Genomic DNA, 24,618 nt, shown 5'->3' on the forward strand with positions numbered 1-24,618 from the left:
CGTTATGGAGGTTCCATGTCACACTTACTGGTGTTGAAACAGAATCATTTTGTGCTTTGGAGGCCGAAAACGGATCCGGTTCCCGAGTTAGTGATTGGCGTTCTTCAACCGGGTAACCCCTGCACACTTGTAGAAAAAGAGGAATTGAAACTTGAAAAACACCCGGAATTTCCTGACTTGTGGGTACTGCATGTCTCCAAAATCCCCCAGCTTCGTGAAGGTGGGGTCTACCACTATTTTTTCCGTGTACGTGATACCAACCCTTACAAATCGGCCCACGCTCTCATTGAGATCACCGACCCCATGGCTTACGGTGTCGACTGGCGACTGCGCGCCACCCATGCCGGAGAAGGATATGACGAAGACGATCGCGATCCCTCCTCAATCATCATGTACAGTGGCGGGCTGCTGATTCCCTGCGATGCTGGTGGTGAAACAGCAATGGCCGGAGACGAAACCCTTACCATATCTTCCCTCGCCCCTAACAACAGATGTGTCATATATGAATTACCTACTTCCTGGTCGCGTGAGGGAGAGCAGGGTGGCAAACTGATCGATGTCGGATCATTCAGGGATGTGCTTTCACTCATTCAGGTCGAGGCAAGGCCTGTAAATTTTTCTGGTATCGCGGCCCTTGAGAACCGAGCTCACCTTCAGGAACTTGGGATCAATGCGCTGGAATTGAACCCACCCGCAGACAGCTGGGTCGATCGCCAATGGGGCTATGCAACCAGTAACTATTTTGCTCCCGACTGGGATCTTGGTAAACCCTTCGGCAATACCTGGTCAACCGCAACGAGTGATCTCTCCCGGCTGATCACCACCTGTCATAGTCATGGCATCCGCTTTTTCGTCGATATGGCCATGGGTTTTTCCAATCGCTGCCCCCTTGCAAATCTCAATTTTACTGATTTTCTGGTAAAAGAGACGGAGATTCCAGAAGAGGTCGATCCAGAAAAAGGATCACGGCAAAACTGGGGAGGCGATCTTTTCAAATATGGCTTCCATACAAACGGCTACCACCCGGAAAGCGGTATGCCAGGCGACATCTACCCCGCTCGCGAATTCATGAAAACGCAACTGTATCACTGGATAAACCATTATCATATTGATGGGGTCAGAATTGACAGTGTCAAAACCGTCAGCAATTGGGACTTTATTGAGGACTTCACAGCAGCAGGCCGGAGCAGGTGGCTGCTAAGGTGTTCAGAAACAGAAATGACGAGCGAGACAGCCAACAGCCGTTTCCTTGTTGTTGCGGAAATCCTTGATGACCAGGAAGAAAAAGAGATGGTACGGCAAAAGCGTACAGACGGCATCTGGAACGACAGTTTCAAACGTCGAATCAGGCACGCCATTCTTGGCTGCAACCTTAATGAAGATGATGGCTTTGGCGATATGATCCGAAAAATGATCGACAGCCGCCGGCTCGGCTATAGTGATCTCAGCCAGGTCGTGAACTATGTCGGCAGTCATGATGTCGAAGGGTATCAGAATGAGCGGCTCTATGACTTTCTTGATAATAACGGAATCTGGCAGAAGCAGGAACGGATCCAACTCGCCTTTACCTGCCTGCTGACAGCAGTTGGCATACCCATGATTCTCGCTGGCGACGAATTTGCTGACAAACACGACCTGAAGGTGCTCCATCCTGAAAAACAGATGGATGCCGTAAACTTTGAACGTATGGCCATCCCCTGGCGAGCCGATCTCTTCAGATATGTTGCACGGCTTGTGCAACTCCGTACTTCTCATCCGGCACTTGCTCAGAACGAAACAGAATTTTTCCATGAGGATTTCACAGATAACAGACGCGTCATAGCCTGGTTACGGGGTGTGCGAGGCACTGCTGAACAGCTAGTAGTTGTTGCAAACTTCTCTGACTGGGCCTCGTCACCAGGTCCCGGCACTATCGAGGCTGAATATGCAGTACCCAACTGGCCGTTTCTTCCAAAGGGAATGCATTGGCGGGAAGTAACCCAGGAGCGCGATGTACCAGGCGAATGGGCCGGACGTGAACCACTCTTTCCCTGGGAGGCAAAAGTATATATACCTGCCGCACCCGCCTGACAATTCTTTAGGTCCGGATACTCTCTACGTTATCCCCCTGCCGAACTTTTTGTCCGGCAGGAGGAAAACCCCTTTCCTTCGCACTTTACTTCGGCTATATGAGCCGTAAAGAAGCACCACAGCCCGTCACAATTTCCAGGACTTCGCCCAATCTCTTTATCCGTAGGGTACTTTCCATGAATCTGCCGAACTATACAGATTTTATTGCCATTTTTGACCCGGTCGTCTTCATGACCGGCCTTGCCGTTTTCTGTGCCCGGATCTGTGATGTCTCTATCGGCACGGTGCGGACCATTGTCACTGTCCAAGGCCGCTCCGTTCTGGCCTTCAGCCTTGCCGTCTTTGAAGTCACCATCTGGATCACGGTCATAAGCACTGTCATAACCCAGGTAAAAGATGTTCCTATCCTTGTAGTCTTTTACTCCCTGGGATACGCTACAGGCAATGTCGTCGGCATTATGGTTGAGAAAAAACTTGCTTTTGGCTTTATCATTCTCAAGGTTTTCAGTCATTTTCATGGGAAATCGATGGCAGAATACTTCCGTCAACTTGGCCAGCCGGTCACCGTCTTTGAAGGCGAAGGACTACAGGGCCCTGTGCTGGAACTCTATATCGTCTGTCGCCGTCGCGATCTGAGATGGATGATCCCCAAGGTCTACGAACTTGACAGCGAGGCCTTTTACGTCGTCGAGCAAGCCCGCGATGTCAGTAAAGTGTTAAAACCCGTCTGCACACCACTTGGCGGCTGGCGGCAGCGGAATAACCGCAAATAACCGATACACCTGCCTCAAATTTTCGGACGGGACTGACACCTGACAACCTCAACATGCCGCGCGGTCTCATTGGAGGCCTTTCCTATCTGTCAGCTATCCTGTTCGAAAAATGTTGAAATCTATGGTAATATAATTTTTCAACATGTTTGTCCGTTCATGACATGGTCTTGCTTTTCCCCAAATGACAACATTTTACAAACTTTACATATCCCGTTTTTTACCCATAAACCCGCTTGAGAGACAAAATGCTATCATCTGCTGCTCAATCATTTCGCCTTTTTCTTCTCATCACATTTCTGATGGTGACGTTCAGCGGCCAGACCCTCGCCGCTGAGAAAGGGCAGGCCGAATCTGCACCTAGTAAGGACGAAATCAACAAGGTCATAAGGATTCTTGAGGACCCGGCCCAACGTGACGCACTGCTGAAAACCTTGAAAGTCATGGCCCATGCTGAACAGGATGCCGTCGCCAATAATCAGCTCAAAAGCGTTGCTGCCCAGATGCTGAGTGACATATCAGAAAAGGTCGACGACGTTACAGAGTCCATCGTCGATGTAGCAGGCACCATCAATGAAGTTCCCACGGTTGCGGCATGGGTCAAATCTGAAATGGTCACCCCGAAATCACGGCAAATGTGGACCGACGTCGGGTTCAATCTTATCCTCACCCTTGGTCTTGGCTATCTCGCTTTTTATCTTGTCCGGTTGGCTCTCAGCCGACTTCGTCGAGCAGTCGCCGAACGAGAAAACCGCAATATCCTTGCCCACTCACTCGGCCTCCTGTTTCTGCTGATCATTGAACTCCTGCCGATCATTGCCTATGGAATTGCAGCCTACCTGACCTTGGGGGTCATCAGTCCCCGTGAAAAGACGCGACTGGTGGCCCTGGCCTGGGTCAACGCCTTTATCATATCCCACAGCATCATCGCTTTGTTCCATGTCCTCTTTGTGCCTCAGATGCCGAAGCTGCGCTTGTTGAAACTCACAGATGAAAGCGCCACCTATCTTATCATTTGGGTAAAACGCCTCACCTACTCCATCATCTATGGCTATTTTGCTCTCCAGGCCGCACTGCTCCTTGGTCTGCCTTCAGCTCCCTATGATGCACTTCTTCGACTGCTCGGGCTGCTTGTCACCCTGCTGCTGCTGGTTATGATCATGCAGAATCGCGAAGCTGTGGCCGGATATGTCGCCCAGCTCACCCTTGAAAAGAAAACCGGTACAGACGAGACAGCAGAATCAGGTGCTGACCATGTTTCTTCAGGGAAATTGCGAGCCCATGGAATCCTTGCCCGTATTGCTACCGTCTGGCACCTGCTCGCCACTCTCTATGTGATCCTGCTGTATGGGGTCTGGGCCCTGCGCATTCCCGGCGGTTTCTTCTTTCTCTTTAAGTCCACATCGCTGACCGTTGTCACCCTCATTGTCATGCGTATAGTCCTGAGTTTGCTGAACACACTTTTCCACAGAGGTTTTCGCATAAGTGATGAACTGAAGCGCCAATTTCCCGGTCTCGAGAAACGCGCGAATCAGTATATTTCAACCCTGCACAAGGTGCTCAGGATCGGCTGCTATATTTTTGGCCTCATCGTCATCATGCAGGCCTGGGGCATCAATACCTTCGACTGGCTGACCAGCGAACCCGGTAAAATCATCGGCTCAACCATTACCTCAGTTGCCGGTATCCTGCTGACCACTTTTGTTATCTGGGAAATCGCCAACAGTCTTATCGAAAGCAATCTCACCCCCCGTGCTACAGCCAATGGACTGGAGATCAACCCACGTACCGTGACACTGCTCACAGTGGCTCGCAAGGCGCTTGCCATTGTCCTCACCGTAGTCAGCTCACTTATGGTGCTGGCCCAGCTTGGCATCAACATCGCTCCGCTTCTTGCCGGTGCCGGTGTGCTCGGTCTGGCCATTGGTTTTGGTTCGCAAAAACTGGTACAGGATGTCATAACCGGCATCTTTATCCTCCTTGAAGACCAGATGGCCGTTGGCGATGTGGTCGATCTGGGTGGACTCGCCGGAGTGGTCGAAGCAGTCTCCATCCGTACCGTCAAACTTCGAGACGTCTCGGGGACCGTACACACCATCCCGTTTAGCGCCATCAGTACCGTCAGCAATAAAACAAAAGACTATTCCTTTTATGTGATGGATATTGGCATCGGTTACCGGGAAAACGTGGATGAGGTTATGGAGGTGCTAAGGGGTATCGGAGCCGATCTACAGAATGATCCCGAATACGGACTGAAAATTCTCGAGCCACTCGATATTCTCGGTGTCGATTCCTTCGCTGATTCCGCGGTGGTCATCAAGGCCAGGATTAAAACCATCCCCACCAAACAGTGGTGGGTAGGCAGGGAATTCAACCGCCGAATGAAGCATAAATTCGATGAACTCGATATCGAGATCCCCTTCCCACATCAGACAATTTACTTTGGTGTGGACAAAGAGGGCAACGCGCCATCGGGTAAACTGGCTATTCAGGCAGAAACGGGAAATCCTGGCGTCTGAAAGGTATAGAAACTAAGAGTAGTATATAATTTCCATCATCACTTGTGTTTATTGACGACAGCATTAAAGTGAAGTTTCACATGGAAAATTCTTTTTCAGACGTTGTTTAACGGCAACAACCTTACGCGATAGCCATACACGCAACGGCTCGTTCTCTGTCATAAGCGCAAATCGTTAATCACAGGGAACATCAGCTGAAACAACGAATATCACAAGGAGAAAATCATGCTGCATAAAAAAATGGTCCAGGCGCTCAATAAGCAGATCAACAAGGAAATGTATTCGGCATATCTGTACATGTCCATGTCCAACCACTCCGCTCAGCTCGGTCTCAAAGGCTTTGCCAACTGGTTTATGGTTCAGTACCATGAGGAAATGTTCCATGCGATGAAACTGTATGAGTACATTCAGCGCCAGGGTGAATCTGTCAAACTGGAAACAATTGCAACCCCGCCCGACACCTTTGCCTCACCGCTCGATATGTACACCCAGACCCTTACCCATGAACAGTTTATCACCAGCTCCATCAACGAACTGATGGAACTGGCAATAAAGCTCAAAGATCACGCCACCCAGATTTTTCTTGAATGGTATATAACCGAACAGATTGAAGAAGAGGAAAACGACAACGACATCATTTTGCAGCTGAAACTCATTGGCGACAACCCGCACGCTCTGCTCATGCTTGACCGCGAACTCGCTACACGGATGACCACCGTCACTGTCGATTTCAGTAAAGGTGTTGAAGCAGCTGCTTAAGCTCAATAATTCCACAGCACAATGTAGTGTTTGGGGGCTTCATCCTGAAGCCCCCTTTTTTCATTCTTCACCGTTCAGGTGTACATCGTGGCTCAGTTTTTTAGTCTTGCGGCTTTTACTCTCTGTGGCCTTGCTATTCTTGTCGCCGGGGCTGAAGCACTTGTGCGCGGCGGCAGCTCCATTGGCCTGCGATTTGGCCTTACTCCGCTCTTTATCGGCCTGACCATTGTTGCCTGCGGTACCAGCGCCCCGGAGTTAGTGGTCAGTATCTCCGCAGCCCTCAAAGGAAAAGGGGATATCAGCATCGCCAATGTGGTAGGTTCGAATATCTTCAACATTTCGGTAATCCTCGGCATTACAGCTCTACTCATGCCGATAAGGATCCATCTGCAGGTGATAAAAATCGATATCCCCATTATGATCGGTATCTCACTGCTCGGGATTGGTTGTATCGCTTCGGGACCGCTGACCGTCATTCACGGCCTGCTCCTTGTTTCACTCCTGATCGCCTATATGAGTTTCACCTACATTATGGCTCGACGGGAGCAGCAAAGATGTGAGGTAATAGCCGTAACCGAGGTCCATCCGCAGTCCAGCAGATCGGTGCTGCTCGACCTGCTGTTTGTTGGCGGTGGAGTGGCCTTGATGGTGGAAGGGTCAAACCTGCTGGTTGATAGTGCGGTCAGTATAGCTTCTCTTCTGGGAGTCAGCGAGGCGGTAATCGGCCTGACACTGGTAGCAACCGGTACCAGTCTCCCCGAACTCGCCACCTCTATAGTCGCCACCTACCGAAAATCACCAGAAGTAGCAGTAGGAAACGTCGTTGGTTCAAATATTTTCAACATCCTTGGCATCCTGGGAACAACCGCCCTGGTCACCCCTCTTTCCGCTCCAGGTGTTCGTTCCGTTGACCTCGCTGTCATGCTCCTTGCCACTCTCATGCTTCTGCCCTTAGCCATTTCCGGCAAAATCCTGAGCCGTTGGGAAGGTCTGCTCCTGCTTCTCGGTTATGGTGGATATCTCTGGTGGCTCTGGCCGTGATACATATTTTCAAGGTAGCTTGTACAATAGAATGACAGAACAAGAAAGCGACATTTCTGAACTGGTCCTATTGCTGAATACAAGAATTGAAAAAGGAGTGATACCATGACCAAACGTATATCCTGCCAATCAATTATTGCTGTTCTATTCTTTACTCTTGTTGTTTCTACTGGTTTTGCTGCCGGCGATATCAGTACCGAAAAAGTCCACTTCAAAAAAGGAACCAGCAGCGCGGTCATCAAAGGATCGATCAAAGGCTATACAACTGTAGATTACCTCCTTGGCGCCAGAAAAGGACAATATATGAACGTCAGCATGGTGACCAACAACAATGCCAACTACTTCAACATTATGGCACCAGGCGAAAAAGATGTCGCTTTTTTCATCGGCTCCACCAGCGGAAACCAGTATGAAGGCACCCTGCCGGCCAATGGCGAATATACGATTCGGGTCTACCAGATGCGGAGTGCGGCCCGTCGTAATGAGGTGGCCAACTACAGCCTCGAAATCTCCATCACCAACGGGAAGCCTTCACAACAGAACGCTTCCGTCCCGGCAGAGAGCAATGATGCCAAGGTCGCCGGAACACACTACAACGCCACCGGCAACATCCCCTGCAAGATCGAGAAAGGCCAGCCGACCGGTTCCTGCGCCTTCGGGGTAACACGTGAAGGCAACGGCAGCGGAATCGTCACTATCACCAGGCCGGATGGTCGCACCAGAGCCATCTTTTTTGAAAACGGCAAGGCCATCGGAGCCGACACCAACCAGGCTGATCCCGGCGAATTCAATGCAAGAAAAGAATCGGACCTCAACGTCATTACCATTGGTAATGAGCGATACGAGATACCCGATGCGGTTATCTCAGGCGGTTGATCCTAAGGCAGATTGCCTGCACCGACAACACAAACTCCGCTAAGCATACGACTCTAGGTTTTTCTTTTATTCTGTAACCGCAACCTCAATAGATCGTTTAACAGATAAGACTTGTATGAAGTTGTTTCATTACCAGCTCAATTCTCTAAAATTTAACTTGCTCAGCCATCTCCCAGGAGCAGGTTAAACACCCCTGTCGCCCCCCTCCCTGACGGCAGGGGTTTTTTTATTATGCATTTCCCCTAAGCCATTTGTCCGCACTTATTTTTCACTTTTCATCCGCTCTTCCCGCACCTTTTCCTTATGCACAAACCAGATGGTGCAGGATGTCCTGAACTTGCAGTACAACTCCGGATCGAGGCAACTGAGGCATTCTTCACAGAGAAAAACATTATGCTTCAGACAATGATGGTTCGTTTCGCGTTCCGGATGATTCCTGCACCTACCCATGAGAATTACCCCTGTATCTTTGGTATGAATCTGCTATAGTGTTCTTCCGTGCCCAAGCTACCCGAAGTCGGAATTCAGTGACTTGCCAACATAAGCTGAGATAATACGCACGGAATTAGATTTTCGCCACAGACGATACCATGACGTCCGCCCCGACCCATATCTCCAGTGATCTCCGTATCACCCTCAACAAAGAGGGCGCGCGTCACTATACCCGCATGAGTTTCCCCATCCACTGCGGCATCTTTTCCGAAGTGGAGACCCGCAACTGGCTGCTGCATTTCAACCTCAACAATGAAATTATCCGCGCCAAAGGCAAGACCAGAAGCTGGCCACATCCCCACGAGTGGCTCAAGCGTAACATGGGCAACGACTGGATCTACTATTCCACCGGGGGCTACACCGGGGTATTCGAAGCAACCGGTGAATATTACCTGCCCAACCTTCCCTACAAAACCAATGGTCTTCTCGGCGGCAACCCCTTCGATGATGAAAGCGTAGGTGAACTGATTAACGGCTGGCCAACGATACTCAGCAATATCCTTAAGTCGGAAAGCCACCTGCCGGTTGAAGTCTCCTCTTTTCTTCAAAACGCGCTCGCCAACACCCCGGATAATCTCTCAACCAAAGCGGATCGTCTGTTTTCCATTTGCGGCGGCAGATCGACCGTTCTCCCGCCGGATGCGCGCCACGTCGATTACAATGTGATCCCCATTACCATCGCCAGCGGTTGTCTCTACAAGTGCCGGTTCTGCGAGGTAAAAAACAAACACCCTTTCGCCGCCATTCCTACCGCCGAGGTACGTCACCAGATCAACCGGCTCACATCGATCTATGATCGGGATTTACCAAATTACAATGCCCTCTTTCTTGGTGAGCATGATGCCCTTCAGGCGGGAGCGGCGAACATTCTCGCTACCCTTGATGAGGCGTATGGGGCATTTTCGTTTGACCAGAGCTATCTCCAGGGGTGCAGCGCTTTTCTGTTCGGTTCAGTAACCTCACTCATGAACACGCCAGAATCGTTCTTTCAGGAGCTGGAGCAGCGTCCGTACACCATCTACATCAACATCGGGCTCGAATCAGCAGACCAGGAAACCCTCGATCGTCTCGGAAAACCGCTCACCTCGGCAATGGTACGGGAAGCCTTCACACGCATCCAGGAAATCAATGACCGCTGGTCTAAAACAGAGATAACCGCCAATTTTGTCCTTGATGACGACCTGCCCGATGGCCATCTGCCTGCCTTTCTCGACCTGGTACGGGAGAGTCTGACGCGAGTAAAACCAAAAGGTTGTGTGTATCTCTCGCCGCTTCGATTCGGACAGCCGTCACGTTCCCAGACTTTTGGTTTTAACCGACTCAAGGTGTTGAGCCGAGTGCCCACGTTTCTCTATATCATTCAACGACTTTAGTACCGCAATACCGTCCGGTTGTGCCATTTTCGACACGACCGTCAATATTGATCACCGACCGCGGAGGCTACATCACATGATACATCCCAAACAGTTACGAAAAGATATTCTCAAGTCCCGAGATGGTCTTTCAGCCGAGGAAATTCGCGAAAAAAGTGGGGTTATCTGTAAGCAGTTGCTTGCCCTGCCGGAGATTCAACGGAGCACAAATATCTTCCTGTATGTAAGTTTTCGCAGTGAAGTGGCAACCACCGACCTTCTGGAACGACTTCTTGCTGCTGGCAAGACAGTTTCGGTTCCTATCACCTACGTCAAAGCCCCACGTATTGATGCCATCCGTATCACCAATCCAGCCAGGGATCTAGTACCAGGCTATTGCGACATCCCAGAACCACGTCAGGAAATCCTGGCTAGCAACTATGTAGCGCCTGAATCCATCGACGCCATTATTCTTCCCGGCTCGGTATTCGATCTCCGCTGTGGCCGTTTTGGATATGGTGGTGGCTTTTACGATCGTTTTGTTTCATCGGCACCATCCGCAGTGCGGATCGGACTGGCCTTTGATCTGCAAATTGTTGAACGTGCTCCCTTGCAGGATCATGACGAACTGCTCGACATGGTGATTACCGAAAGCAGGATCATCCGCGGCGATCGCTAGAAAGATTATGGCAGGAGGATATTACAGACCGGGGATACCGAGTGACTGGATAGTCATGGCGTTATCCCCTTCCTCATAAGCCAGTACTTTTCCTTCTTCTCGGGCGATGCGAAAAGCAAGGCTGTATGAGAGAACTCGGATGGGATAATCTCGAGGGAGTTTGAGCAGATAGGGTTGAATAGTCACAAAATCGGTGGCGCCATACTGCTGCATGATAAAGCGGAGGCCACCGTTGGCCGGGCCGATATTATAGGCAAGCAGACCAAGAAAAAGATCGTTGTTCATCTCTTCAAGGTAATGTTGCAACGTGGCCGCACCGAGAAAGGCGTTATAACGTGAACTGCCAAGATCACGCGACTTCACGTCGAACCGGCCGTCCACCTCTCTTTGTACCTGTTTTGGAACCTGGGTTATCTGAAAAAGCCCATGACCGCCATCCTCGCTCTTTCTCGGCAGATAGGATGATTCAGTTGCCGCGAGGCCTTTCAGCAAATCGGGATCGACATCATACACTTTGGCGGCATCTTCGATATCTGCGTCAAAAGGTTTCGCCCTTTCGATCATCTTCTCCACCTGGCCATTGCCAAGCCGGCGATAGGCAGCATAGACCTGGTGGGCCAGAGTCATCCGGCTCGCCTCCTCCTTGCCGCCTACCAAGGTGCGATAATACCCGAAGGCTTTGGTGAAAGTGTTACCGGGAATCATACAGAGCAGCGTAAGAGTCACGGCTGCAACTAATCCGGCGGGCAGTATCGGGGACCAGAGTTTCAACAATCGCCGCAACCGCTTCCAGCCACTCAACAGAAGCGTTGCCGCAATAATGAAACCAAATATACCGATACCAAAGGGCAAGAGGCTACCGAAGACATCGGTACCGGAAAAGCGGTTACCGAAATGACCGAGCAGCAGAACCATGGCTCCCATTCCGATAACGGACAAACCGCCCCACTCCAGCAATAATAGCAACGCGTCGCGCAGCAGGTTTTTCGGCTCATTTTTCCCGCCTTTCCCGTTGCTCTTTTTCTTTCGGCTGCCACTCTTGTTTGGGCCACGCTTTGCGGTCGTTTTCGGTCTGGCCGGAGATTGTTTTGCTGGAATTGACCTACCCATCTAAAAACACGTTGAAAGTGTTCCCGTTACTGGCGATATGGGAACGTAAATGAAAAACAGGATATAGATTCGGTTGAACCTGCTGAGCGCAAGCCGCCATCAGGGTTTCGTTATTTTCAACTCCCTCCCCTCTCGGCTGGCCCATGGTATTCGACCATTCCCGTCAGGTCAATGACTATCTCGCGCACTTGATGGGCTTGCAAAAAGCCCGATCTGACCGGAGAGGGTGACTTTTTACGAGATCATCAAGCTTTTCCGGCTCCAAGATCTCATGAACCTTATAGCAGACCCTCCGTGCCACTCACATTTTTTGATACCTCACGAACAGTATCAGGCCAAACATAATCAGCACAATACCAAGAACCGGCAGCATACCGGGCAAAGGTGTATGGAGAAAAAGCATCCCCCCTAACAGGGCAAAAACGACTTCGCTGGACTGGGTTGCATCAACGCCTGCCAGTTCGCTGGAGTTTTCTGCCCGGTTCCTGGCAAAGAGAAAAATAGTGGTAGCGATAAGCCCTGAAAAGAGCGCGACCAGAGCAGTATTCATCACCTGGGAGACACTTGGCGCTGCTGGATGAATAAATACCACCAGCACCGCCCAGAGCGGCAAAGACCCGAGGGACATCAAGAGCACTTTATTGAAGGGATTATGAAGAAACGGCGAGGCGATTTTTGGCAATCGCCCGTTATTACCATTGCTCGCCTCCCATACCAGCTGGTTCCCCAGTGGATAACAAAACGAAGCGATAATAACCGGAATTCCGCCCATCAGAAGTTTGCGCAAGTCAAAACCATCAGCCTCAGCCAGATTGACCATCACCACACCGATAAAGATAATAAGCGAGAAGAACCACACCCGCCTGGGAAAAGACCTGCCAAATAGCAGAAGCGCGAAGAGACTTGCGACAATGGTGAACTGCCAGGTAGCGGCAATCACCCATCCTGGCGAAAAATCGGCGGCAAAACAGACCAGCGCATAAAACGCACCAAAGCCTATTCCGCCAGACACCATCCAGAATCGCCAATGATCAGCAAACAGACGAAGTACGCCGGCCATCTGCCTGATTCCTCCGCTTGCCAGTACAACAATTGAGAGAAAAACTATCATGAACAGATAGCGAAGCGATGCGGACCAAAGCCAGTGGCCGCCCTGCACCCTCATCATTTCGTTGATGACAAAGGTAGAGCTGAAAAAAGCCCCTGAAAGAATGCCGAGGAGAATAAGCTTTAACATAGGGCTTCCAAAGGCTAGCCATTTCTTTTGACATATCCGGAAATTTCACATTCCAGATTGCTTGTTCAACTATCGCTTACGATTAACAATTCAATCATTGAGATTATTTTAAAATCGTAATATCACGTTATGCCGATCCAACTGGACAACTCAACTCACACTTTCTGCAGTATTTGACACAATAACTAAAGGACATTTCAACGTTTGGCTTACTGATATGACTTTTTTCAAACTGCATAATTAATTGCCTGTTTTCCTGTCGACTCTCGTCATCAGTTGACATCGTTCTTGCAGCTTCATCAATATCTTTTTCCATCTTGATGTTGCAACGAACTCGGTCATAGGTACCGTTAATGCCAGGCAATATATGTTGGCCTAATGTATCAGGAGAATAAAGAGTATGTTGAAAAGCCTTCACGGGACACGCTTTACGGCAAGGTTGCTCGCATTTCTCACATGGATTGAACTGAGTTGAAACAGTTGGTGACGCTTCCTTGTCGAGCAACAATGCCCGGAACCGGATGCGGGGGCCATATTCAGGTGTAACCACGAGGTTGTTTTTTCCAATACATCCCAAGCCAGCATGCACGGCAGCATCTTTTAAAAAGATCCCTCCTTTTTCAACAAAATATGGCAGCTTATGGGTTGTAATCAAAAGCGTATTCTCAATCCAATCGGACAATGCATTATTTACTTTTATTAAAATACGGTTACCAGGCGTTCCTTTGCCATCCCACCAGTCAAGTTCCGGTTCTTTGGGATTGTGCTCAATTCCTATAACTACTACTGATACGGCGGACTCAGGCCAAAAAACATCTTGAGCATGAGAACCTTCTTTCGAATCATGAAAGTTTTCATTGAGGTTCAGGCCTATTTTTGGATAAATCATATGGGATGGAGAGTTCTTCAAAGACTCGACGCTTGCTACCCCGGCTATTGATGCACCGAGGGATTTTGCTTTCTTAATTATTTTTTCAGTCAATTCCGAATTTGAAACCATATTACTACAGAGACCTTAGAGTCGGTTTATTCGTTGTCAGCTCTTTCGAGGGTTAAACGCAGTGAGCAGGACAATACAATGAGAACGTAGGTATCAGCGTTGTGCAGAAGAACCTGCCGCGGCAGCGCTACAAACGACCACATCACCTGAAGGATTACATTATTAACCACGTTTTATCTTTGTTGAAAACGGAAAGCTTATCGAGAAAGACAAATCATTCTATTCTAGTCTTGTAAGATACGCATCCCTTGTCAGCCAAAGTTCTTCCATTCGATACATATGCCAGTGGTCATGCATCAGGACATGCCTGGTGAGTATATAAAGGGAATACTCTTCATATTCCGGATGTATCCCAGTCTTTCCCCAAGAGCTATCATCTGCATTTTCAAGTAGCTGGAGTTGACGAGTTCTATAGGAGGCGAACTGATCGAGTGCAGCGTCAATGCTCATGCACAGTGGAGTTTCAGGCTCTTTCTCGCCACCACCTGGAACATACGGGAAAAACTCGGGTTTATCCTCGTTCATAAACCGCTCAAAACGTTTTAAAAGCATGGGCTGTACTTGAGCCAGATGGCTGTAGTGTTCTGCAATCGTCCAGAAGCTTTCACCCCTTCGGGAATCCAGTTTATTCTCCGGAATGGTTTTGACAAACTCTGATAGTATTTTGGGCGACCGACTTAATGCTTCCAACAGGTATGGAATTTCTTGCATCATCTCTATCCTTTTGCCCTGTTCAAGTATGCTAAACTAGCACGGCCTTGTTTGCCACATCCTAATGAAGCGCAGCGAAACGATGTTGAACAGAGGACTATACCTCTAATATTATCTTAAATGTTGCTCATAAATATAATATATACCAATACGGGCACCGACAAATACAATGTTGAATAGTATAAGAAAGAATAGCAACACAAAGAAAGATTCGGGGGTTCTACTCAAAATTCCACCTAAAAAAGCGTTTCCAACAATTAGTAGAAACCAAAACCTAATACAAAGCGGATACCGACCGGTAAATTTGTGCAATTTGCCAAGATTACTCTTTGGTTTTTCTAGGCACTGGTTATGATAGGGTTGTAAAAGTTTTCCAGCTATAGCAAGTTCCTTTCGCTTCTTAATTTGCTCTTTGCATTCGGTACATATAATCGTTTTCATTTTTAGTATGCTGAAATCATACATATCTTTGACAATCAAGGCAGGACGACCAGTTACCCTGTCGCCCCAGGGACGATCCCTGCGTGCGGTTTTCCTGCACAAGGCTCTTCAATATTGTTCGCTTCGCACAAGAGCATTTCACCTCCAGCATGAGTCCGGTGAGATGTTTTGTTAGCCAATATTTTTCCCATTAATATTACATCAAGCACCTGACCATTTGCCTTGATAGCATTTTTTCTTGAACCTTCAACCTCATATCCTTTCTTTTTATACAGGCAGATGGCATTTTCGTTATTTGACCATACTTCTAATTCAAGCTTTTCAACTTCATTCTCAATCGCCCAAGATTCTAAATATTCAAGCAATCTCGATCCAATTCCATTGCGCCAATGGTCTGGACTAACGGACATTCCGAATTTTCCACCGTGCACATATTCTGGCTTTGAATATCTTGAGAATGAAAGTTGACCAACTATTTTGTCATTATATCTTACTATTGCGCATAATTTTTCTTTAGAGCCTGATGCTTCCGGTAGATATTGCTTTGTTTCTTCTTTTGTAAATCCATTTGGTCTAATTGACAAACCATTCAGTTTTAATTCAAAGATACCACTCATATATTCATGAACCTCAGAGAGATTCTGTAAGGTAGCCTGTTCTATCTTCATTCAATTATTTCAGTGGTAACATGAAGCTAAGGGGCTGCGGGGCCTCTAGTATTTATTTTTGTATTTTGGAACTAACTTTAAATTTACATGGGACTTTATGATCGCCAAGCCTTACGCAGTCCCTATTGAACGCCTGGTTATCTTATCTATCGTTTTTATTGATAATGCTATAGAGTTGCAAATCTAATGGTTGTTGCAATTTGATATACCAGAATTTAAAACCATATATTGACAATATTAAGCCTATAACTATCCCTAAAAATGCATAGATAGATATTTTTTTAAGCATTTTTAGGTAGTATTCTTGCAGATTGATTTTCCCTTTAATCTCTATTGTTGAAAATTGAATACTTCTGAGGTCGTTTTTTGATTTTTCATGAAGTTGTTTTGTCTCCTTTCCAATGACACCATTGCTATTTTCAGTTGTTGAAAGTTGTTTCTCAACTTTTCTCACATCTTCTCCTAACAAGTCATTTTTCATCTGGAGGACTGCTATTTCAGTGCCCAATTCTATAGCCTTTGATTGCAAATCATTCGACCAGTAAAGTGGTAAAACGATAGATAATAATAAAATTATCAAACCTGAAATTGCGATGAATTTATAGAGATTGTCTGTTGGTATTGGTAGTTCAGATATTTTTATCATTTTTTTTAATAACGTGGAATTCACTGGCCCACGCTGTTGTGGGTCCAGTGGAATGACTGGTTATGTGTCTGATATTTCATTTATATTTCTAAACACACCAATGTGTTTTTCTTCATTGGTGAATGGTTCACACATCTTATCAAGGTATTCATACTCTTTTTTACCTCTTTCTTTCATTTCTGAAAACGAAGAATAAGATACCCAAGAGTCGATTGTAATAAATCTGAATTGATCTGATATATCTTGCTTTAAATCTGTTCTTATAAAACCAGGATATTCTCTAAAAAGCTTGGCCCATTCTCCATCTGGTGAATAAATCCTGAGAAATTGATCAAGGTACTTTTCTTTTACTGTATACTCCCAGATAATATCGATTATTTCTACTTTACTCATGAGATTTTATCTTCACATAACGATGAGTTAACTGGCGCGGCGTTGTTTGCCACGTCCAAGCGACGAAGGAGCGATGTTGAACGACTGGTTATGTGAATGTTTTTATTTACTTTATAAATATTTTGATCTTTGACTTTATTGCCAGATATTTCGATAATTTCATCCATTGGTAGGAAAAATACACTGATGCCGTAAACCAAATTATAGAAACAATGAAGAGGTTAAATGTTTGGGAATTAACAATTTTTAAATTAAAAAGATAAAGAGCAATTACACAACAAAACAAGATTATTGGGACGCTAGCAAATATGGTGTAAATATAATATGAAATGCACCCGTATATGCTTGGTTTTATTTCTGTTTTACATGAATAACATTTTCTTGTGAATATAGCACCAAACAAAGTAGTTGAAGCATGACTATTGCAGACAGGACAACGCAAAAGATTTTCTTCATATTTACCCATTTATCTAAATTGATTTCTTTTACACATAACGTGGAATTAAGGGGCTGCGGGGCCTCTAGTAATCACTTTTTAGATTTGATTTACCTTTTGGTCTGCCGCGGTGACTTTTAAGCGCCGAGCCTTACGCAGTCCCTCTTGAATGATTTGTTATGAAAATATTATTATTTCTTAGGTTTACACTCAGGCATCACTCATAAACTTACCTTTCACCCAGCGTATTCTCCATTTTTCAATCCTAACTTCTTTACGTATACCGTATTTTGAATATGGATCATTGTTTGCAAATGCCTCAGCCTCTCCAATGTTTTCAACATCAACTACAGATACGCCACCAATAATAGTTTGATTATCTTCATCAAGAAGTGCGCCGGAGTAAAGTAATTTTGGCCCAAGAGAGCCTAAGTGTTTGCGGTGTTCATCGCGTATTTCTTCTCTAAGGATATCTTGGCCTTCTTTATCTATTGCATAGATGATATAGGGCATTTTTTTTAATTCATAACGTTTAATATGTGGAATCCACTTTTTGGGAGTATTTACCCTTATTCCTCCAAAAGGAGCACGCCAGTTTTTTATAACCTAAACACGACAAGCCCTCTCGATCCTACCGCCACGATTGTCCATGTATCAGAAATACCTTAACAAAAGCAAATGATAGCTTAACATCTTCTTTCGGGCAAGCAAAATAACTGTCATGCCCCCGAGCTGCATTTGCTGGTTATTTGCGTCTTATGTGGAATCCATATAATACGCAAATTTATTATAGGATCACGGTGCAAAACCTCTTATCCGCTGCGTTTTACTGTTAAAAAATTCCATATAATGCAAAATATCCCGTGTTATACCGCGCCGCAATAATCGCAAAATAAGTCATAATAATAAATTATTTTATGCATTAACAAATACTTACCTGGTACATATTTCGGGGCGAATATACCAAGACCTCTCACTTTGACAAGGTGACAAGGCATTCCCTCCAATTCAAATAATGAACAAAATTCTTCAATTCCGACTCTCGTTACCCAAGCCGCTCAGGCAATTTTTCCGAGTCTGGAGCCTTTCTTATATAGTGCAACTATTGGATATATGAAAAATCAGATAGGCCGATTTTTTTTGTACTTCATTGCGAGAACGTACAACGAAACTGGAGTCATATTGAACGATCAGACCGTTACTTTGCTATTGTGAATATAGTCAGATAGGCAGCCATCTTCACATTCTCAGATTAGTTACAGGAAGGCAGGCCCACGATCGTGGCAACCTGTTATTGGTAAAAAAACCATCCGATCATGACGTTTTTAACCGCCCGATTTGCAGCCAACCAATTGCCGATAAGAGCAAAATTACGTCAGAAAAACGGATATACTGTCTATATGAAATTGTGATGCCAGAACGTATTTGAAAAACAAGAACACTTTATGTGAGAAACCAACGGCCCTTTTCCTGGCCCGTAAAGATCCTGAAAATCTGCCAGATAAGCTTTCACAGAATTGCAGCAGACAAATTACATCTGCGTTACGAGGCGAGTCGAGATACCATCAGGTCCCGACTCATCCTTCTTTTACGTTTCACTCTCTTTCGCCCCCAATTTTTGCTCGCAATATCTCCAACTCTTCCATCAGGTCAAGTGCGAGCGCTGCCCCCGGCAGATTGACGCCAAGATCTTCCTGCAGACGAACCGCCACTTGAATCTTCTTGATAGAGGTGGCCGAGAATTTCCAGCTTTTGGGAGAGTCGCCTAAAGGGGTCAACATCCCTTCGTTGATCATATCAAAGACAAGATCGTCTTTTACTTTGCAGACCTTGCATAGTTCCTTCAAATCGTAGGAAACATTGTCATCCAGCACAACGCCGGTTTCTTTTTCTTTCATAGCTATACTCCCAACTTTGTGCGTGGATTAAACGGCATAATTTTCGCCATTTCCTTATACAATTCCTTCTGGCGATCCGTCTCCGCCTTGGGCGTGTGTACGGAAATAATGACATACTGATCGCCGGTATGGTTTTTAGAGGAAAGCCCCTTGCCTTTAAGGCGTAGCTTCTTGCCGGTCTGTGAACCTGCCGGCAGTTTCAAATCGACCGGCCCTCCGAGGGTCGGAACTTTGAGATTGGCACCGAGGGCTGCCTCCCATGGTGTGACCGGAAGAGTCATGGTCACGTCTCTTTGACTTACCGTGAAGAGTGGATGAGAGTCAAAGACGATTTCAAGAAACAGATCACCCCTTCTCCCGGCCTCCATCGCAACGTCTCCCTGGCCTTCAAGACGGATCTGCTGACCTTCGAGAATCCCCTGAGGAATGGTTACCTGGAGCGAGGTGGTCTCAGTGTTCAACATCGACCCATGCACAACGTTACGCGCAAGCGAGATGGTCCTTCTGGCACCTCTAAAACTCTCTTCGAGAGTGATGGTGAGTTTGGCACGGATATCCCTTCCCCGATCGATAATTTCAGAATCGAAAAAAGAGAACGGAGAAGATGTAGTACGTGGCCTACTCTGCCCAAACAGCGCCTCGAAAAAATCGCTGAAACCATGCTGACTCGCCCCGGTAGAGCGATGCGAACCCGTGAATTCGCGAAAATCCCAGCCTGGAGGAGGTTTAAAATCCTGTCCATTTCTCCAGTTACTGCCAAACTGATCATAGGCCGACCGCTTCTCAGCATCTTTTAAAACCTCATAAGCCTCGCCGATCTCTTTGAACCGTAGTTCTGCTTCCGGATCTTTACTGACGTCGGGATGATATTTCCTGGCCAGTTTCCGATAGGCCCGTTTAATATCCTCTTGGCTTGCATCCTTTGCAACCCCTAGAATCTTATAATAGTCCTTATATTCCATGTGCTTTTCCCTCCCTGAAATCATTGTTCAGGGCCGATACCGCGTAAGCGGCATGACTAAAAAGACCGTTTTCTATTCAACAGGTTACGCTCATCCTTCTGTAAGTATAGTGCTTTTTCTGCTGGCTCACAACCTGTCGAGGCGTGGTTGAAATGCAACTTTTTTCAATCTAGCTACAATTATCTCATACCTCGTTCCAGATATTGCAGTACCGCCAAAAAGCGAGCAAGATCCCTCTGGTGCTCCTCGCTTTTTTGCGCTATATCTTCGCCGGACATGGCCTCACGCCATGAGAGACCTATGCTTTTAAATTACCCCTTTCTCCTTAAGGACAAAATATGTATCGACCCATCCTGGTAGCTGCCGCACTTTTACTTTGCGGATGCACTCCTCAATATCCGACACAGGCGAACCTCAATCTTCAGATCATGGCGCAGCCACCTATTTATTCTGACACCTCAGCCTTTATTCAGGGACACGATGCACGGACGAGCGAAGCAGTAATAATTTATCTTTCAAATGAACAACAACCCATCGAGGTGGACAATATGAGCCCACCACATCTTCTTGTCACCGAACGACTTGCCGCAGCACTTCGTGAACAGGGGCTGTCATTTGAGAACAGTGCCGACACCCGCATTTTTCTCGAGATTAACGAGTTGCAGGTAGCCGTTTCACGACCTAAATTTCTCTACACAGCTGAAGCAAAGACAAATATCACCCTGAAGGTGGTGAAGGAGTCGACTTCGCTTGCCAAAAAGTATGATCGTGTTGCCACCAAAGAATCGCCACAACGGCCGGCTGTCGACCAACTTGAAAATATGCTGAATGACCAGCTTTCTGAGATTATTGCCCAGATCCTTGCGGATCAGGACATCCGCAAGGCACTCGGCACCCGATAGCATGACACCAGCGAGCACCAGGCCACAACAGTCAGGACAAAAGATGAGGAATAGCGTGACATGAATACGCCGAACAAAAAGGAACCACATTCAACAAGCACCGCCGCCACAGATTCCGGCCTCTTGACTGAAATTAGCCGGAAGGCTATCAAATGCAACCGGCCGGACTCCAGTGAATATCTCGGTCTTTTGTATCAAGACGAGATGCAGATTGTCCAGCTGACCGGCTACTCTCACCGGGAGGTTCAGGTCACCGCTCTCAACAATCAGATTATCCCGGAACGGTACGCCCGCAATCAGCGCTCGATATCAAATGAGGAACAGATCCGGTTGCTGCAGACCCATGTAGCCATCATCGGGCTTGGAGGATTGGGAGGTGCAGTGACGGAGATCCTGGCGAGAATAGGTATTGGCATGCTTACCCTGGTCGATGGAGACCATTTCGAGGACAGCAACCTCAATCGTCAGTTGCTGAGCAGCACCGATATGCTGGGAAGAAAGAAAGCAGAGGTGGCGGCAGACCGAGTCGCAAGCATCAACCCGGCGGTCGAAACCCGGATTTTTACCGAGTTTTTCACTCAAGATAACGGTAGCGAAATCCTCTCTGGTGTCAATATCGGCGTGGATTGCCTCGACACCATCACAGCCCGTTTCGTCCTGGAAGAATGCTGTAGAACACATGACATCCCCATGGTGTCGGCAGCGATTGGTGGAACTTCAGGTCAAGCAACCGTGATCCAGCCGGGAGATCCAGGCCTGCAGCTCATTTATGGTGATCCTTCAAAGGCGCCCCAAAAAGGCGTAGAGGCAACCCTTGGCACCCTGCCCTTTGCCGCCACGGCCATGGCGGCAATCGAGTGCGCCGAAATCGTGGCACTCGCTGCCGGCCGTCCGGCACAGCTGCGGAATAAACTTCTTATGGCAGATTTCAGCTACCATAGCATGGAGATAATCTCTTTCGAATAACGGCAGAGTTTCTTCACGTTTCAACCACAGCCACAGCCACAGCTGCCGCCACAACCGCCATGGGTCAGGGCCTGTGAAATGGCTTTAACAATTTCGCGTGGATCGACCTCAACACAGCTTTGAAGCCGCATCCGCAGAAAAAGCGTATCCGGCCGCAGGTACATCTTGAATCCCTGCTGCAGTCGAGAGTAATGACAACCAAAAAACGATTCAACATCAGTACCGGGAAGCTGCAAAACTCTGCTCATGCCGACCTGTATGTCGTCCAGGAATATTTCAAGCTGGGTCAGGCCGCCAGAATTCGTACCGTAGATAAATTCCAGGGGCACCGCCTCAGGAGTCAATGTATAATTGTCAGGTGACGTACCGGCCTCCACGTAGAGAACGATACGTTTCATCATCTTATCAGGCGAGGCCATAGTTTCTCCTTTTCGGTTTCACTGAATTTTCAGATACTCGAGGCAACAATAGCCACCACTTGGAGATTTACAACACACAACAGGAGCGGATCATGCGTCTTTTGCTCACTACACCACCAATTGTTTTCTGGTCTCTCGTTATCTTGTCCCTGCCATCCTGCTCAACACAACACCAAAATCCGGCCCTGCAACCTTCATCGCCAGACAGCAGCGTAATTACCCAACAGACATATTATTACAATTGTCCGGGATCACCAGACATACCGGTCAGCATTAAAGACGACGTTGCATGGATCTTTCTCCCCGGAAAGACCATCAATCTTCCCCATGTCCGATCGGGTTCAGGAGCAAAATACAGTGATGGTATAAATACATTCTGGAGTAAAGGCGAAGAAGCCTATTTTCAAACTGAGACTGGGAAGATTCCCAACTGCCGCAATAATCGTCGACTGGCAATATGGGAACATGCCAAACTCACCGGTGTCGATTTTCGCGCAGTGGGAAATGAACCAGGCTGGATGCTTGAGCTTCGCCCATATTATATCAACTATATGGGTGATTATGGTGAAACACGCCAGACATTCGTTCGCCCCGAACCGGAGAGTGACAGAGAAGAACGACAGACTGTCTTTCGTGTTGATAACGGCTCCGACCGCATGACTATCATCCTTAAAGGGAAGGAATGTTTCGACACGATGAGCGGGGAGAAATATGAAACAACGGTTATTATCCGGCAGTACGGTAATCGCCTGCAGGGCTGCGGCAAAGCCCTGCACTGAACGACTTCCACATCAGGTACGGAATTGTCCCGCGGTTTTCGAAGATCGCTCTGCTGAATTTTTTAACGTCTCCGAGCTCTCACGAATTGAAAGTACGGCACTATCCACTTCCAACACTGCGTCTGTCACCTCATTTGCCATCTGCGCCATATTCTCGGCATACTCAACAGATTTTGACACCTTCTCGTTTGAGTAGTCGAGTTTGCCGGAGGCACTTGATAGAGAATTTGCCACCTCACTTACCGTAGCATTCTGCTCCTCAACAGCACTGGCAATGGTTGCCACCACATCGGAGTTGGCTAACACGATTTTCGTGGCTTCATTGATACCAACAATGGTCGCATTGGTGACAATCTGTACTTGCTCGATCCGTTTTTTTATCTCTCCCGCGGCGCTGGCGGTTTGCCTGGCCAGTTCCTTAATCTCATTGGCAACCACTGCGAAACCTTTGCCTGCTTCACCGGCTCGGGCAGCTTCAATGGTAGCATTCAATGCGAGCAGATTCACCTGCTCGGAGATCTCCGATATGGTTTCGGTAACGTTACTGATATCTTCTCCAGCCCGCCCCAGCTCATGTACCTCTCTTTCCAACCGCTCCATTCTTTTCCGGGCCTCTTCGGTATTCTGGTGCGCCCTGCCAGATGTCTCGGAAATCTCAGCTACCGTGGTGGTCAATTCTCCAACCGCCATAGATATCACCGAGATGTTACCGGTCGAGTCCTCGAGGATGGAAGATATCTCTTTCATATCCCTGCTCATATAGCCAGCTGAACGAAATACTGTCTGGGAGAGCTTTTTGGCAGAATCTGATTTTTCCTGAATGATGGTTATCTGCGAGTGGATCGATTCAGTTGCAGCCTGAAACTGGGCAGCATCTCCTTGCATATCTTTAATTATGGCCTGAAGTTTTTCAAGAAAGATATTGAAATACCGTGCAACCCTACCAGTCTCATCATTTGCGGTAACATTGAGTCGTTGCGTCAAATCCGCATCACCGGAACTAATATTTTCAAGGCGTGCAGCAACTGCCTGAACGGGCTTACCGATGAGCCCGGATATGATCATGGCACCGATCGCGGCCATAACAAGTACTACGGCTACTATCGAAACCAGGATATAGGTAATATTGGTGATGAGTCGTTCTGCGTTGGCAGACATCTCGGCCAGGAGTTTTTCAACCTGTCCACCGGCAGCGCCCTGCACATTTTCGACCTGTAAATCCTGGATGGTTCTGGTAAATTCGTTCAGGCTTTCCGCTTTAAAATCATAGAGGAAATAGACGCTCAAACAGGTCATGACGAGACCAAAACAGAAGGTTGAAGGAATAACAAAACCTGATATTTTCGCCCTGATGGAAAGATCTTTCAATACATGAAACATTGTTGATAACACCCCGGTTCCGGATACCGCCAACCTTAACTGGCAACATCCTTTATATTAATAGGATCAGCCTCTATCTCTTTATAATTACGAAAATGATCAGCTCTCCAAT

The 24,618-nt window shown here is 47.3% G+C and carries 23 protein-coding genes; 11 read left to right on the forward strand and 12 right to left on the reverse strand.

Features of this window, described 5'->3' with window-relative positions; translation table 11 throughout:
* Nucleotides 1-15 precede the first annotated feature (15 nt).
* From BUF15_RS08055 to BUF15_RS08095, 8 genes are all read left to right on the forward strand, one after another.
* Nucleotides 16-2,070, forward strand: a complete 2,055-nt coding sequence (locus BUF15_RS08055) for an alpha-amylase family glycosyl hydrolase (RefSeq protein ID WP_084553734.1) — start codon at nt 16-18, stop codon at nt 2,068-2,070.
* A 98-nt stretch (nt 2,071-2,168) separates the two neighbouring features.
* Nucleotides 2,169-2,843, forward strand: coding sequence for a DUF2179 domain-containing protein (locus tag BUF15_RS08060; RefSeq protein ID WP_234981140.1), 675 nt, complete (start codon nt 2,169-2,171; stop codon nt 2,841-2,843).
* Nucleotides 2,844-3,088: 245 nt separating this feature from the next.
* A complete protein-coding gene (locus BUF15_RS08065; RefSeq protein WP_073612955.1) occupies nt 3,089-5,359 on the forward strand; it encodes a mechanosensitive ion channel domain-containing protein in 2,271 nt (756 codons plus the stop codon).
* 225 nt (nt 5,360-5,584) lie between these two features.
* Nucleotides 5,585-6,118 carry a ferritin gene (locus BUF15_RS08070; RefSeq protein ID WP_073612956.1) on the forward strand — a complete coding sequence of 178 codons (534 nt, stop codon included), beginning with the start codon at nt 5,585-5,587 and terminating at the stop codon, nt 6,116-6,118.
* 87 nt (nt 6,119-6,205) lie between these two features.
* Nucleotides 6,206-7,159, forward strand: coding sequence for a calcium/sodium antiporter (locus BUF15_RS08075; RefSeq protein WP_073612957.1), 954 nt, complete (start codon nt 6,206-6,208; stop codon nt 7,157-7,159).
* A 105-nt stretch (nt 7,160-7,264) separates the two neighbouring features.
* Nucleotides 7,265-8,035 (forward strand): hypothetical protein, encoded by a 771-nt coding sequence (locus BUF15_RS08080; protein WP_073612958.1) that lies wholly within the window; start codon nt 7,265-7,267, stop codon nt 8,033-8,035.
* Between the two features lie 590 nt (nt 8,036-8,625).
* Nucleotides 8,626-9,900, forward strand: a complete 1,275-nt coding sequence (locus BUF15_RS08090) for a radical SAM protein (protein WP_073612960.1) — start codon at nt 8,626-8,628, stop codon at nt 9,898-9,900.
* Between the two features lie 76 nt (nt 9,901-9,976).
* Complete coding sequence (locus BUF15_RS08095) at nt 9,977-10,558, forward strand: 5-formyltetrahydrofolate cyclo-ligase (protein WP_073612961.1); 582 nt, start codon at nt 9,977-9,979, stop codon at nt 10,556-10,558.
* 21 nt (nt 10,559-10,579) lie between these two features.
* Here BUF15_RS08095 and BUF15_RS08100 read toward each other — a convergent pair whose 3' ends face one another.
* The 10 genes from BUF15_RS08100 to BUF15_RS08150 form a co-directional block, all read right to left on the reverse strand.
* The gene (locus BUF15_RS08100) at nt 10,580-11,668 is read right to left on the reverse strand and encodes a transglycosylase SLT domain-containing protein (RefSeq protein ID WP_073612962.1); all 1,089 of its coding nucleotides are present in this window, start codon (nt 11,666-11,668) and stop codon (nt 10,580-10,582) included.
* Between the two features lie 301 nt (nt 11,669-11,969).
* Nucleotides 11,970-12,905 (reverse strand): DMT family transporter, encoded by a 936-nt coding sequence (locus tag BUF15_RS08105; RefSeq protein ID WP_073612963.1) that lies wholly within the window; start codon nt 12,903-12,905, stop codon nt 11,970-11,972.
* 127 nt (nt 12,906-13,032) lie between these two features.
* Nucleotides 13,033-13,905 (reverse strand): epoxyqueuosine reductase, encoded by an 873-nt coding sequence (locus tag BUF15_RS08110; RefSeq protein WP_073612964.1) that lies wholly within the window; start codon nt 13,903-13,905, stop codon nt 13,033-13,035.
* Between the two features lie 219 nt (nt 13,906-14,124).
* Nucleotides 14,125-14,619 carry a DinB family protein gene (locus BUF15_RS08115; protein ID WP_200802351.1) on the reverse strand — a complete coding sequence of 165 codons (495 nt, stop codon included), beginning with the start codon at nt 14,617-14,619 and terminating at the stop codon, nt 14,125-14,127.
* A gap of 491 nt (nt 14,620-15,110) precedes the next feature.
* On the reverse strand, nt 15,111-15,725 hold the full coding sequence (locus BUF15_RS08125; RefSeq protein ID WP_073612967.1) for a GNAT family N-acetyltransferase: 615 nt from the start codon (nt 15,723-15,725) through the stop codon (nt 15,111-15,113).
* Between the two features lie 142 nt (nt 15,726-15,867).
* Nucleotides 15,868-16,395 (reverse strand): hypothetical protein, encoded by a 528-nt coding sequence (locus BUF15_RS08130; protein ID WP_143170662.1) that lies wholly within the window; start codon nt 16,393-16,395, stop codon nt 15,868-15,870.
* A 36-nt stretch (nt 16,396-16,431) separates the two neighbouring features.
* The gene (locus BUF15_RS08135; RefSeq protein ID WP_073612969.1) at nt 16,432-16,764 is read right to left on the reverse strand and encodes an antibiotic biosynthesis monooxygenase family protein; all 333 of its coding nucleotides are present in this window, start codon (nt 16,762-16,764) and stop codon (nt 16,432-16,434) included.
* A 646-nt stretch (nt 16,765-17,410) separates the two neighbouring features.
* Nucleotides 17,411-17,713: a YciI family protein gene (locus BUF15_RS08140; RefSeq protein WP_073612970.1), complete on the reverse strand. Its 303-nt coding sequence runs from the start codon at nt 17,711-17,713 to the stop codon at nt 17,411-17,413.
* Between the two features lie 1,082 nt (nt 17,714-18,795).
* Nucleotides 18,796-19,098 (reverse strand): chaperone modulator CbpM, encoded by a 303-nt coding sequence (locus BUF15_RS08145; protein ID WP_073612971.1) that lies wholly within the window; start codon nt 19,096-19,098, stop codon nt 18,796-18,798.
* 2 nt (nt 19,099-19,100) lie between these two features.
* Nucleotides 19,101-20,060: a DnaJ C-terminal domain-containing protein gene (locus tag BUF15_RS08150; protein WP_073612972.1), complete on the reverse strand. Its 960-nt coding sequence runs from the start codon at nt 20,058-20,060 to the stop codon at nt 19,101-19,103.
* A 338-nt stretch (nt 20,061-20,398) separates the two neighbouring features.
* Between BUF15_RS08150 and BUF15_RS08155 the strand changes: the two genes are divergently transcribed.
* Together BUF15_RS08155 and BUF15_RS08160 are read left to right on the forward strand one after the other, a co-directional pair.
* On the forward strand, nt 20,399-20,962 hold the full coding sequence (locus BUF15_RS08155; protein WP_073612973.1) for a YajG family lipoprotein: 564 nt from the start codon (nt 20,399-20,401) through the stop codon (nt 20,960-20,962).
* Nucleotides 20,963-21,022: 60 nt separating this feature from the next.
* Nucleotides 21,023-21,928 carry a HesA/MoeB/ThiF family protein gene (locus tag BUF15_RS08160; RefSeq protein ID WP_084553736.1) on the forward strand — a complete coding sequence of 302 codons (906 nt, stop codon included), beginning with the start codon at nt 21,023-21,025 and terminating at the stop codon, nt 21,926-21,928.
* 20 nt (nt 21,929-21,948) lie between these two features.
* On the opposite strand, the gene BUF15_RS08165 is transcribed toward BUF15_RS08160, so the two are convergent.
* On the reverse strand, nt 21,949-22,347 hold the full coding sequence (locus BUF15_RS08165; protein WP_073612974.1) for a hypothetical protein: 399 nt from the start codon (nt 22,345-22,347) through the stop codon (nt 21,949-21,951).
* Nucleotides 22,348-22,439: 92 nt separating this feature from the next.
* Here BUF15_RS08165 and BUF15_RS08170 point away from each other — a divergent pair, with 92 nt between their 5' ends.
* A complete protein-coding gene (locus BUF15_RS08170) occupies nt 22,440-23,126 on the forward strand; it encodes an MliC family protein (RefSeq protein ID WP_073612975.1) in 687 nt (228 codons plus the stop codon).
* A 12-nt stretch (nt 23,127-23,138) separates the two neighbouring features.
* On the opposite strand, the gene BUF15_RS08175 is transcribed toward BUF15_RS08170, so the two are convergent.
* A complete protein-coding gene (locus BUF15_RS08175; protein ID WP_073612976.1) occupies nt 23,139-24,506 on the reverse strand; it encodes a methyl-accepting chemotaxis protein in 1,368 nt (455 codons plus the stop codon).
* Nucleotides 24,507-24,618 lie beyond the last annotated feature (112 nt).

It is taken from the genome of Desulfopila aestuarii DSM 18488, assembly GCF_900143695.1.
In the GTDB taxonomy this organism is placed as follows: Bacteria; Desulfobacterota; Desulfobulbia; order Desulfobulbales; family Desulfocapsaceae; genus Desulfopila; species Desulfopila aestuarii.